The organism is Desulfoluna sp. CLI2B (assembly GCF_056847375.1).
In genome coordinates this window covers 1,059,048-1,070,724 of sequence record NZ_CP186557.1, presented here as the reverse complement: position 1 = coordinate 1,070,724, position 11,677 = coordinate 1,059,048, and the positions used below count along the sequence as shown (strand labels likewise).

General features: G+C 57.2%; 11 protein-coding genes. 6 read left to right on the top strand and 5 right to left on the bottom strand.

Translation table 11 applies throughout. The annotated features are described in order from the left end of the window. The first annotated feature begins 559 nt into the window (after window positions 1–559). From ACOYW2_RS05290 to ACOYW2_RS05270, 5 genes are all read left to right on the top strand, one after another. On the top strand, window positions 560–1,396 hold the full coding sequence (locus ACOYW2_RS05290) for a sulfide/dihydroorotate dehydrogenase-like FAD/NAD-binding protein (protein ID WP_482769660.1): 837 nt from the start codon (window positions 560–562) through the stop codon (window positions 1,394–1,396). A gap of 4 nt (window positions 1,397–1,400) precedes the next feature. Then, window positions 1,401–2,888: an NADPH-dependent glutamate synthase gene (gene gltA, locus ACOYW2_RS05285; protein WP_482769659.1), complete on the top strand. Its 1,488-nt coding sequence runs from the start codon at window positions 1,401–1,403 to the stop codon at window positions 2,886–2,888. A 335-nt stretch (window positions 2,889–3,223) separates the two neighbouring features. Further along, window positions 3,224–4,399: a nicotinate phosphoribosyltransferase gene (gene pncB, locus ACOYW2_RS05280; RefSeq protein ID WP_482769658.1), complete on the top strand. Its 1,176-nt coding sequence runs from the start codon at window positions 3,224–3,226 to the stop codon at window positions 4,397–4,399. A gap of 50 nt (window positions 4,400–4,449) precedes the next feature. Then, window positions 4,450–5,223 carry a cysteine hydrolase family protein gene (locus ACOYW2_RS05275; protein WP_482769657.1) on the top strand — a complete coding sequence of 258 codons (774 nt, stop codon included), beginning with the start codon at window positions 4,450–4,452 and terminating at the stop codon, window positions 5,221–5,223. A gap of 4 nt (window positions 5,224–5,227) precedes the next feature. Next, on the top strand, window positions 5,228–6,343 hold the full coding sequence (locus tag ACOYW2_RS05270) for an NUDIX hydrolase (RefSeq protein WP_482769656.1): 1,116 nt from the start codon (window positions 5,228–5,230) through the stop codon (window positions 6,341–6,343). A gap of 512 nt (window positions 6,344–6,855) precedes the next feature. Here ACOYW2_RS05270 and ACOYW2_RS05265 read toward each other — a convergent pair. The 4 genes from ACOYW2_RS05265 to ACOYW2_RS05250 form a co-directional block, all read right to left on the bottom strand. Beyond that, a complete protein-coding gene (locus ACOYW2_RS05265) occupies window positions 6,856–7,113 on the bottom strand; it encodes a hypothetical protein (RefSeq protein WP_180145791.1) in 258 nt (85 codons plus the stop codon). A 341-nt stretch (window positions 7,114–7,454) separates the two neighbouring features. Then, on the bottom strand, window positions 7,455–8,294 hold the full coding sequence (nfo, locus tag ACOYW2_RS05260; protein WP_482769655.1) for a deoxyribonuclease IV: 840 nt from the start codon (window positions 8,292–8,294) through the stop codon (window positions 7,455–7,457). Between the two features lie 325 nt (window positions 8,295–8,619). Further along, a complete protein-coding gene (locus ACOYW2_RS05255; RefSeq protein WP_482769654.1) occupies window positions 8,620–9,687 on the bottom strand; it encodes a radical SAM protein in 1,068 nt (355 codons plus the stop codon). After that, on the bottom strand, window positions 9,684–10,277 hold the full coding sequence (locus ACOYW2_RS05250) for a hypothetical protein (protein WP_482417143.1): 594 nt from the start codon (window positions 10,275–10,277) through the stop codon (window positions 9,684–9,686). Before ACOYW2_RS05250 ends, ACOYW2_RS05255 begins: the two co-directional genes overlap by 4 nt. A gap of 207 nt (window positions 10,278–10,484) precedes the next feature. Here ACOYW2_RS05250 and ACOYW2_RS05245 point away from each other — a divergent pair, with 207 nt between their 5' ends. After that, window positions 10,485–10,925 (top strand): Hsp20/alpha crystallin family protein, encoded by a 441-nt coding sequence (locus ACOYW2_RS05245; RefSeq protein ID WP_482769653.1) that lies wholly within the window; start codon window positions 10,485–10,487, stop codon window positions 10,923–10,925. Window positions 10,926–11,338: 413 nt separating this feature from the next. On the opposite strand, the gene ACOYW2_RS05240 is transcribed toward ACOYW2_RS05245, so the two are convergent. Next, the gene (locus tag ACOYW2_RS05240) at window positions 11,339–11,620 is read right to left on the bottom strand and encodes an acylphosphatase (protein ID WP_482417145.1); all 282 of its coding nucleotides are present in this window, start codon (window positions 11,618–11,620) and stop codon (window positions 11,339–11,341) included. Window positions 11,621–11,677 lie beyond the last annotated feature (57 nt).

Below are 11,677 nucleotides of genomic sequence, written 5' to 3'. Positions count from 1 at the left end.
TTCCCTTTTTTATCTTGATTCGTAACTGTTCAGCTTATGCCTCCGGCGGCCCTGCCGGGGGCTAAACGTTTAAAAAGTTGAACAAACAGGCTTTAAAAAATCTTTTTGAGTGAATTTTTACTTTAAAAGCGGATGTGATGTGACCCGAGGAACGGGGGGCAAAACACATCCGCAACCTGCTTTCAAGGTGGCACACCTTGCCGCCGGAGGCTGTTTTTTTTGAGCTGAAGAGTTACCTTGATTCATCCCCAAGGCTGTGGGTGCGATACATCTGGAGTGCATTGAACACCCGAAACAAACCTCACGTGAGAGCCCACCGATAAAGGCAGGCAGGAATAGGCATGATATTTCCTGTAATCTCTATTCCCATGGCCCATTTGTTCCATTATACTGCATCCCCTTAAATGGAAGACTCAGGGCTTACCCCGATGAAACGATACACACAGCCAATGGCAAGGTGAACGCCAACGTCAGGGTTGATTCGCCCGGCATCGTTTTGTTGGGCATGGTTTTCATCCAGGCCCTTATGCATAAAACCAACACAACATGATAAGAACCCATGAATAAAATTCTTTACAAAGAGCAGCTCTCGGAGACCGTTTTCCTGATGCGGGTTGAAGCACCGCTCATCGCTCAGGAGCACAAGGCCGGTCAGTTTATCATTCTTCAGATCGACCATGATTTCGGGGAACGGATTCCCCTCACCATTGCAGGCACGGATACCCGGGAAGGCTCCATCACCCTCATCTTCCAGGCCGTGGGGGAAACGACCTCGCGCATGGCCCGAATGAAAGCAGGCGATGACATTTCCGATCTCGTAGGCCCCCTGGGCACCCCGACCCGCATTGAACACTTCGGCAGGGTCGTCTGTGTGGGTGGCGGTATCGGCATTGCCCCCCTCTACCCCATCGCCCTGGCCCTGAAACAGGCGGGAAACCATGTCACCGTCATTCTGGGTGCACGGGACAAGGACCTGCTCATCCTGGAAGAGCCCATGCGTGAGCTTGCAGACGAGGTGATTGTCTGCACCGACGATGGGTCTGCCGGGCGCAAGGCATGGGTCACGGAACCCCTCAAAGAGCTCTGCGAGCAAACGGAAAAACCCGACTTCACCATCGCCATAGGGCCGCCCATGATGATGAAGTCCTGCTGCGCCGTCACAAAGCCCTTCAACATCCGAACGGACGTCTCCCTCAATGCCATCATGATAGACGGCACCGGAATGTGCGGGGGATGCCGTGTCACGGTGGGCGGTGAGACCAAATTCGTGTGCGTGGACGGTCCGGAATTCAACGGTCACCTCGTGGACTTCGACAACCTCACCTCACGACTCGGAACATACAAAACCCAAGAGCACACATGCCGTATCGGCCGCACGGTCGGCCATCAGGATTAAGCCCATGACATATATTTCCCCCGAAACATTGCAGGAACAGGCCCTGGAAGCCCTCAAGGCACTGCCCGAAAACCTCACCCGAAAATCACGGCTGACCCTTCCCATGCAGGAGATGCCGTCCCAGGCTCCATCCGTCCGCCGCCGTAACATGGGCGAGGTGGCGCTGGGGTACACGCCCGAGCAGGCCAAAATCGAAGCAGAACGCTGCCTCCAGTGCAAAAACGCCCCGTGCATTCAAGGGTGCCCGGTACACATCAACATCCCCGGTTTCATCAAGTGCATTGCCGACGGGGATTACCAGGGCGCCGTTGCCACCATCAAAGAGAGCAGCCTCCTGCCCGCGGTCTGCGGTCGGGTCTGCCCCCAGGAGACCCAGTGCCAGGCCCCCTGCACCGTGGGCAAGGCCATGAAATCCACGGACAAAGCCGTCAACATCGGCCGCCTCGAACGCTTTGTGGCCGACTGGGAGCGCCAGAACAACCTCATCGAAACGCCCCCTGTCAAGCCTTCCACCGGGAAAAAAGTCGGCATCATCGGCACCGGCCCTGCCGGTCTCACCGTTGCTGCAGACGTTCGCCGCCAGGGGCATGATGTGGTCCTCTTCGAGGCGTTCCACAAACCCGGGGGAGTGATGCTTTACGGCATTCCGGAATTTCGGCTTCCCAAGGAGATCGTGCAAAAAGAGATCGAGACCCTTCTCGAGATGGGGTGCACCCTTGAAACCAACTTTGTCATCGGTCGCACCCGCAAGCTCACCGACCTCCTTGAAAAAGACGGTTTCGATGCCCTCTTCATCGGCACGGGCGCAGGCCTGCCCCGTTTCATGAACATTTCAGGAGAAAACCTCGTCGGGGTCTACTCCGCCAACGAGTACCTCACACGCACCAACCTCATGAAGGCCTACGACCGGCAGCGTGCGTCCACGCCCATTTTTGAGTCCCGCAAAGTCGCCGTACTCGGTGGTGGCAACGTCGCCATGGATGCAGCCCGTACCGCACTGCGCCTGGGAGCCGAAGAGGTTCACCTCATTTACCGCCGCACGGCAGCAGAGATGCCAGCACGTTCGGAGGAGGTCCTCCATGCAGAGGAGGAAGGGGTCACCTTCCACTATCTCCAGAACGCCTCCCGCATCCTGCCCGACGACAACGGATGGGTCAGGGGCCTCGAGTGCCAGCGCTATGAACTGGGTGAAGCCGATGCATCAGGCCGCAGAAGCCCTGTGGTCATCCAAGGCAGCGAATTCACCATGGACATCGACACGGTCATCATCGCTGTGGGCAATGCGTCCAACCCCCTGATCCGCCAGACCACACCGGGCCTTGCCACCGATAAAAAGGGTCAGATCCTCGTTGATGACCAGGGCAAAACCTCCATCGACCGGGTTTTTGCAGGCGGAGATATTGTTCTGGGTGCCGCCACCGTCATCCTCGCCATGGGTGAGGGCAGACAGGCCGCCGCGGGGATCAATGAGATGCTCTCCACCGAGGCATAACGCGGATATTTCACGGGTTGAGTGTGTTCATCGACAAGGAGCCAAAACAACCACCAGGCGTTGAGTTTGCCGGTTGGCCCCTTCAAGGTTATATTTTTGGTATAAATGACATAAATTCGCCTTGACATTTATTGCAGTGGGTATACCTTTGGCTAACGCCCGGATGATACCCAACAACCATCAACCCGGTTGAAACGGCTGCAAAACGGCCATCCGGGCTCGATGCATTCGCCCTTCCGCAGCACGCTGCGGAGTTTGACTCCGGGAGACCCCGCAGGGCCCCCCTTGAGAGCTTGCCGCCTTTTTCGGCGCCACAACATGTGGAGATCCATCCGTTGACAACCCCGATTATTCAATCATTGCTGGACACCGACCTGTACAAACTCACCATGATGCAGGGCGTTCTTCATCAGTTTCCCTGGGCGGAGGTGGAGTATGAGTTCCGCTGCCGCAACCTGGGCATCGACTTTGCCCCCGTCATCGACGGAATAGACCGAGAACTGGACCACCTTTGCTGTCTGCGATTTGAAAAGGACGAGCTGGACTTCCTCCAGAGCCTGCGCTTTATCAAGCGTGATTTCATCGAGTTTCTGCGCCTGTTCCAGCTCAACCGCGAATTCATCACATCGGAAATGGAAGGGGATGATTATGTGCTGAGGATCAAGGGCCCCTGGCTCCACACCATCTTATACGAGGTGCCGGTCCTTGCCATCATCAACGAGCTCTACTTCCGCCACAACCACCCCGACGCCGACCTCTCCGAGGGGCTCTCCAGACTGGAAGAAAAGATCGACCTCGTCCAGTCGGAAAACAGCAAGGGCCTGCCCCTGAAGTTCTCCGACTTCGGCACGCGCCGCCGCTACTCCCGGGACTGGCATGAAACCATCATCAAGACCCTCAAAGACGCCCTCCCGGACAACTTCATGGGCACCAGCAACGTCTATTTCGCCTGGAAGTATGACCTCACCCCCGTGGGCACCATGGCCCACGAGTGGCTCATGGCCTGCCAGGCTCTGGGGCCCCGGCTTGTGGACAGCCAGAAATTTGCCCTGGAGCACTGGGCCCAGGAGTATCGCGGAGACCTGGGCATCGCCCTCTCCGACGTGGCCGGGTTCAAGGCCTTTCTCAAAGATTTTGACATGTACTTTGCCAAGCTCTTCGACGGGTGCCGCCACGACAGCGGGGACCCCATCGCCTGGGGCGAAGACCTCATCACCCACTACAAGGGCCTGCGCATCGACGCGTCCTCCAAGGTGGGGGTCTTCAGCGACGGCCTCACCTTTCCCCGGGCCATCCAGATCGCCCGCCACTTCAAGGATCGCCTCATCACCTACTTCGGCATCGGCACCAACCTCACCAACGACGTGGTGGGAGAACCCCTTCAAATCGTCATCAAGATGACCCGATGCCAGGACACCCCCGTTGCCAAGCTCTCCGACTCTCCGGGCAAACAGATGTGCGACGACAAGGGCTACCTGGCCTACATGAAGCGGGTGTTCGGCAAGAGTTGACACAAGCCGCGGTGGGCCCTTTTAAAAAAAACGGCATGAGGAGAAGAGACATGAAACGTATCCTGTTGATCATCGATCCCCAGAACTCGTTTTGCGACCCCACCGGGGAGCTGTTCGTGGAAGGTGCGAGCCGGGACATGGAGCGCCTTACCGATTTTATCGAAATGAACGGCGACGCCTTCTCCCGCGTGGTGGTCACCCTGGATTCCCACAACCGCATGCACATTGCCCACCCTGCATGGTGGCAGGACCGCTCCGGCAACCCGCCGACCCCCTTCACCGTCATCACCGCCGACGCGGTGAAAAACGGTGACTGGAAGGCGGCACACGATGAAGATCAGGCGTGGAGCCAGACCTACATGGAGGCCTGCGACACCCATGTGATCTGGCCTCCCCACTGCCTGTTGGGAACCTGGGGCCATGGGGTGTACCACCCACTGGACACCATCTTGAGCAGATGGGCCAACCGACACACCGACCTGGTGATGCTCCCCAAGGGCGCCTCACGATACACGGAGCACTTCTCCATCTTCCGGCCCAAGGTCGAGCGGGAAGGCGACCCTGCATCCGTGTTCCACCGGTCGCTTTTGGACGACCTCTCCGGGTTTGATGAAATCTATGTGGCAGGGGAAGCCTCTTCCCACTGCGTGGCCGACAGCGTCCGGGACCTGGTCTCCGCCCGGCCCGACCTTGCGCCCAGAGTGGTTCTTCTCACCGACGCCATGAGCCCGGTTGCTGGCTTTGAACACCTGAGCGACACTTTTTTCACCGATATGGCTGCGGCCGGGGTTCGTACCGCCGCCACCAGCGAGGATATTGATTAAACGCATGAACCATAAGGACGATATCATCAGGCTGGGCATCGATGTCCACGGGGTGGCCGACACCTTCCCCGATTTTTTCTCCAGGCTGAGCCGGGAGCTGGTGGCCCACGGGCATGAAGTCCATATCATCACGGGAACCGAGCACACCCGGTCCCTGGAGCACTACCTGAAGGATCAGCTGGGGCTCGCCTGGACCCACCTCTTTTCCGTGACCACCCACCACAAGCAGGGGGGCACTGAGGTGACCTACATCGACGGCAACCCCTACATGGACAACCGCATCTGGAACCGGTCCAAGGCCGAATACTGCCGACGAAACGGAATCCAGCTGCACATCGACGATTCCGACGTCTACGGCAAATACTTCACCACCCCCTTTGCCCGCATGGTGGACAGCCTCTCCCACGAAGAGGACCTTGTCCCCCTTCCCGAAGGGGGCGAGTGGCACGCCACCAAAGCTGGCAGTGAGCCGAGTGTCTACAGCGCCAAGACCACCTGCCCCCTGCCCACGGTCTCCGTGGAGATGGTCATTGCCGCCTTTGCCGACGGAGAGATCCAGGTCCTCCTGCCCCCCAAACCCGGGCGCCCTGACCTCCGGGCCCTTCCCTTTCTCCCCTTTACCCCGTCGGAAGGCGGGGATTTGGAGGTGTGCGCCACGCGCATCCTCTCCACCATGACCGGCCTGACCCAAACATGGATGGAACAGCTCAAGACCTACGACGAATCCCGTCACCTGGTCACCAGCTATTTTGCCCTGGTGCCGGAAAAAGCCGTGGCCTCCCGACACGGCGACTGGTTTCCCCTGGGAGAGGTCATCGCCCAAAGCGCGCCGCACCTGTCCCCGTTTCACCGGCAGGTCCTCTCCGATTTTCACGAGCGTCTCAAGGGCAAGATCTCTTACACTCCCATCGCCTTTGCCCTTCTGGACGAACGGTTCACCTGGACTGAGCTGCGGTGCATCTACGAAGCGATTCTGGAAAAACCCATTGACCCGGCCAACTTCCGGAAGATGATCCGCACCCACTACACCATCCGGAGCCTCAAGGAGAAAAAGGTCAAGGCCACGGCCGGAAGACCCCCGGAACTCCTCACCTACGGGGGCACCCGGGACGTTTACTGACCCTTGTGAGCGCACAAGCGCCACCCGCCTTACGCCCGGCAGCCATCCCCATGGCCTGCCGGGCGCCCTGCCTGTTCCACTCACAACCCTGCCCCCCCAGGCATCCTTCACCTCGCCCAGCAGCCCTGTGCCCACACCAAAGCCAAAACACGAAAACCAGATGCAGGGGTATGACCTGATTGTACCTGATGGGTTCGTTATTGTTTAAAATGGAAAATACAGAAGGGGATCGCCGCTAAGGGCAAGGGAGGATGACCCAATCGGCCAACAGGCAATGGTGGGACGAGGGCAGAGACGCAGACCATGGGCCCGGTGCCGCCCCGAACTCGTAAAGGTCGGAGAGTCAGCACACAACGCCATGACATGTTTATCTATATAAAGTAAGACACAAGAAACAAATTTGATCAAAAAATTTCTTAGCCAAAAGTTTATTAGCATTCCCACGGGACCCACACAAGGATTGGAGATCCCATGGGATGCGACGTTTTTCATGCCTTCAACTGACCAGAATATTAATTCACTGTCTCATATTCGTAGCTGGCCTTGATTTTTTTCAGGTTTCGAAAATACTCTTTCGATCCCATCCGGAGCTTATCACTGCTCCTGGCCCTGTACTCAGTATTGGCCTTGATGAAGCATTTCTTGCATGCCGCACGGAGTCCGTCTTTCCCACCTTTCTGCCGATAATACTCTGTAATCGGCTTCTCCTCACCACACTTTGAACACAATTTTGTTGTCACCATTTCCAACCTCTTTCCTTCTACTTTCATTCAAACAACCCTAACCAAAAACGAGATATTACTAAAACACGTCATGGCTGTACAGACTTTTTTAACTTCCGGTAAAAAAAATCGACGTAAAAATGGTCAGTATAAAGAAACACTTCAAAGAGACGAGATAGCATTCCCCCTTTCGTCAACCGTATAACTACCCAACAAAAGCAGCCACAACCCCCTGTCCTTCAAGGCTTTCCATTGTCCTGTCCCATTGCGATCCACCAGTGAACACTTGGAGCATGTCACCCTGTTCAGGTAACAAAAAACCCCTCCACATTTCCGTGGAGAGGGTCCGTTGCATCCCGAGTGAGAGATTTAATTTTATGAAATATTTTCTATAAGAAAGAGCGGAGAAGTAATAATTCTCCGCTCCATATATCGCTGTCCGGGGTCTCCAGAACCATGGGGATCTCCTCGAACCGGTGGTCGTTCATGATGTAGCGAAACACCTCAAGGCCCAGCATCCCCTTGCCCAGGGACGCATGGCGATCCACCCTCTTGCCAAGCTCGGGCTTGGAGTCGTTCAGGTGCATGCCCATGAGATGCGAAAAGCCCACAACCTCCTCAAAAAGGGCAAAGGTCTCGTCACACGCCTCGGCTGTTCGGAGGTCGTACCCGGAAGTGAAGGCGTGGCAAGTGTCCAGACACACGCCCACGCGGGTTTTATCCTCCACCTTGTCGATGATGTCCCGCAGGTGCTCAAAGCGATACCCCAGGTTGGTGCCCTGGCCTGCCGTGTTCTCAATGACCGCGCACACCCCGGGCACCTCTTTGTGGGCCAGGTTGATGGATTCTGCAATGCGCGTAAGGCAGTCCGCCTCGTCCATCTTCTTCAGATGGCTGCCAGGATGAAAATTGAGGCGGTCCAGGCCCAGCTGATGGACCCGGGCCATCTCATCCACAAAGGCGTCCCGGGACTTGGCCAGGGCCTCGGCCTCGGGGTGCCCCAGGTTGATGAGGTAGCTGTCATGGGGCAGGATATGCTCCGGCAGGTACCCGTTGGCCTCGCAATTGGCCTTGAAGGCGGCAATGCTCTTCTCCGTAAGGGGCTTGGCCTTCCACTGCCGCTGGTTCTTGGTAAAAACGGCAAAGGCCGTGGCCCCGATGGCCGCCGCATTCAACGGGGCGTTCTCCACGCCCCCCGCCGCACTCACATGGGCTCCGATTCGTTTCATAGTATCTGCCTTTTATATGGTCTAACCTTGAAAACAGGTTCTCGCTGTGTTTTCCCCTCATTCTTCGTAGGAAACACAGCGGCGTTCAGTCATAGGGTAACCAGAGTTACCTTTCGAATAAAAATATCCGGGCTAAGCAAGCCCCTTCCATCGTTTTTCCAAAAAAATAAAATAAGCCTCTCCTGCAAAAACGGCTGCCACATGTCCCCCCCCATGCGAATGCCCCGATAACGCGGGCAGAATGGCTACCACCATGCATTCGCCATAGGGTTTCCAGGTGCCCCCACCTGGCCGCCGGAGGCTTGCTTTTGCTCTCGATCTTAACCTATGGAAGGCCCGGCTTTTTTTCCAAGCTGCCCGCACCCCGCCACAAGATCACGGCCTTTTGAGGCGCGGATGCGCACGTAGGCGCCTTCGTGCACGAGAAGGTCACGGAAGCGTTCCACGGCCTCCTGGCAGGTGGAGGAAGGGGCTCCGGGGCCTGCGTTGAACCCGATGAGGTTGTAGCGCACGGCAAGGGGGGCAAGGAGCACTTACCCCGGGCCTTGGCGTCCTCTTCGCTGTCGTTGACCCCTTCGATGACGATATACTCGGCAAAAAGCGCCCCTTTTCGGGCAAAGGGATACCTGGCAAGGGTCTCCACCAGGGTTTTTAAAGGGGTTTTCCGGTTCACGGGCATGAGGCGGGAGCGAATCTCGTCGGTTGCCCCGTTGACGGACACGGCCAGGTTCACCGATGAAACAGGTGAGCCTGCCAGTTTTTGGATGCCTTCGGCGCTGCCCACGGTGGAGACGGTGATGCGTTTTAAGGGGATATCAAAGCCCCGCTGATCGCTCATGACGCCGATGGCTTCGGCCACGGCATCCAGATTGTCCAGGGGCTCTCCCATGCCCATGAAGACGATATTTTGAATGGAGTAGGAGAGCACATGGCGGGCAACATAGAGCTGGTCCAGAATCTCCGTGGGCGTCAGGTCCCGCACGAACCCCATCTTGGCCGTGGTGCAGAAAAGACAGCCCCGCTTGCACCCCACCTGGGACGAGACGCACAGGGTGTAATGGTTCAGCATGGGGAGCACCACGGACTCCACCTCGTGGCCGTCGTGGAGACGGATGGTGAACTTCACCACGCCGTCGGCCTCTTTAACGGTCACCAGTTCAGGGGCGGGGAAGGCCAGGGCCCCATGCACGGCCTCTGTTAGGCCTTCCCGCCGGGGGAGACGCGTCAGGGCCGAGGTGTCCACGGCACCCGACCGGACGGCCATGGTGTAAAGTTCGGCCGAGGCGTACCGGTCCAGCCCCAGGCGCTCAACCATGGCGTGACGAAAGGCGTCATAGGTCAACGAAAAAGGGTTCACCGGGCCCAGGCCCTTGAAGGCGTGAGGTTCCATCATAATCCTTCCAAACCCTCCCCCCGTTTTACCAGGGCCTTCAAATCGTCCACGGCGTGTTCCAGGTGCCCGCAAATGTTGGCCAGGCGCTCCACAAAGGGATCGGCCTCGCCCAGTGCCTGAACCGACTCCGACAGGGAGCCGTGGAACAGGGCCTTTCTCTCCTCCACCCGTTTTAAAAGGGCCTTTCGCACGGCATGGCGCTGACGCTCGCCTTCGATGAGCTCGCCAAGCCGCTGGATAGAAAACTCCACCAGGGCATCCCGTGGAGCGCCGAACCGGCGTGAGGCCATCTCCAGGGCATCCAGGGTCCTGCGGCTAATCACAAAGGTTTTCTGTACCCGGGGCACCTCTTTCATGGCGTCGGCGGACAAGCTGTCGGCAATGGCGTTCAGGGCCTCTGCGTCTTCCACAAGGTGATCGAAGAGGGATTTCTGTTTGATGCCGAAGTGTTCCGCCACCACGGCCATGGACTCGATGGCCCGTGACGAGATGCGGAAGGTGGCCCGCACGGACTGTTTGCCCATGAGGTCCCGCAGGGATGCCCCGCCGGGATGTGCCATCCTGTTCAATGGATCGTTCTTTTTATTCATATGACCTCCTCTTCTTTCTATACCAAAGATCACGGCATTCGTCATTCTCATTACCTTTAATCTAATTACGTTTTTGGTAATGACAAAAAAATATCATATTCTTTTGTTGACACGAATCAGATCATGACTATTTTTGTTTCAAACGAAAGAAACACCAAGCAACAAAAAAGCATGACACGTACAACACACAACAATGGAGGACACATCATGGAACTTGTCAGATTCAACCCCTTTGCCACCGCACCTTCCGTCAACAGCCGCCTCAACCGTATGTTCGACGATTTTTTCAACGACTCCGGGCGCCTTCTCTCCAACACGGCCAAAAACTGGAGCCCCGAGGTGGACATCTTTGAAAAGGACGGAACCGTGGTCATCAAGGCCGACCTTCCGGGCATCGAGAAAAAGGACATCACCATCAACGTGGAAGACGGCGTCCTGACCCTGAAAGGTGAGCGCAAGACCGAAGAGGAAAGCGACGACAAAACCGTCTACCGCCGGGAACGATTCTACGGAAGCTTTGAGCGCGCGTTCCGCCTCTCCCCCAAAACCGACCCGGAGACCATTGAGGCAGAATTTAAAAACGGGGTGCTGCACATCACCATCCCCAAGGCGGTTCAGCCCGCCGGAAAACAGATCTCCATCCAGTAAACCAGGGGCTGCGGCCCACAGGTTCCTCCTCCCCGGCGAGTGCCCGAAAGGGCACTCGCCCTTTCGACGGAACCGGAGCCGTCCCACAGGTAAAAAAATCACACGGCGCCATCCCCCACAATCCGGCGCCTCACAACACGTTCCATCGCAGAACGCAGAAAACCGGGCCTCCCACAGGGAGCACCCGGTTTTTGTTTAAAAAGCCTGCCTCCGGCGGCCAGGGGATAAATCCCCTGGACCCCAGGCTCGCAAATGATCCGGGGCTTCGCCCCTTCACATTTGCTGACGGGCTTCGCCCGTGAATAACAGCTTTTGTGCCACTTCGTCGGATAACCCGAATGCATAGACAGGCATTGTCACAAAGCTTCGACCCACTCACTATTCACCACTCACTACTCACTACTCACTATCTCTTACCCAATCACCTCAAACCCCTCAAACTCCCCCCCAAAGGACGAGGTGGTCACCTTCACCCCATCGACTTTTGCCATGGGTGGCCCGATGCGACACCAGCCCATGAAAGTATCCACTGCGGCGGCTTCGCCTTCGGCCAGTGCCATCACCGTACCATCGGAAACATTTCGGACCCAGCCGGTAACGCCCAGGCGCCTGGCCTCGGCCACGGCGTGGTAACGAAAGGCCACGCCCTGAACCACACCGCTTATTTTCAATGTCACGCGTTTCATTCGTACCATGGGGGCTCCATAGAAACAGGGGAAGGGGTTAATAAAGGCTAAAGGCTAAAGGCTAAA

Excerpts from the sequence above, each read along its gene's own strand:
- ACOYW2_RS05290 (WP_482769660.1), top strand. The coding sequence starts at position 560 with ATGAATAAAATTCTTTACAAAGAGCAGCTCTCGGAGACCGTTTTCCTG.
- gltA (WP_482769659.1), top strand. The coding sequence starts at position 1,401 with ATGACATATATTTCCCCCGAAACATTGCAGGAACAGGCCCTGGAAGCC.
- ACOYW2_RS05275 (WP_482769657.1), top strand. The coding sequence starts at position 4,450 with ATGAAACGTATCCTGTTGATCATCGATCCCCAGAACTCGTTTTGCGAC.
- ACOYW2_RS05270 (WP_482769656.1), top strand. The coding sequence starts at position 5,228 with ATGAACCATAAGGACGATATCATCAGGCTGGGCATCGATGTCCACGGG.
- ACOYW2_RS05265 (WP_180145791.1), bottom strand. The coding sequence starts at position 7,113 with ATGAAAGTAGAAGGAAAGAGGTTGGAAATGGTGACAACAAAATTGTGT.
- nfo (WP_482769655.1), bottom strand. The coding sequence starts at position 8,294 with ATGAAACGAATCGGAGCCCATGTGAGTGCGGCGGGGGGCGTGGAGAAC.
- ACOYW2_RS05255 (WP_482769654.1), bottom strand. The coding sequence starts at position 9,687 with ATGATGGAACCTCACGCCTTCAAGGGCCTGGGCCCGGTGAACCCTTTT.
- ACOYW2_RS05250 (WP_482417143.1), bottom strand. The coding sequence starts at position 10,277 with ATGAATAAAAAGAACGATCCATTGAACAGGATGGCACATCCCGGCGGG.
- ACOYW2_RS05245 (WP_482769653.1), top strand. The coding sequence starts at position 10,485 with ATGGAACTTGTCAGATTCAACCCCTTTGCCACCGCACCTTCCGTCAAC.
- ACOYW2_RS05240 (WP_482417145.1), bottom strand. The coding sequence starts at position 11,620 with ATGGTACGAATGAAACGCGTGACATTGAAAATAAGCGGTGTGGTTCAG.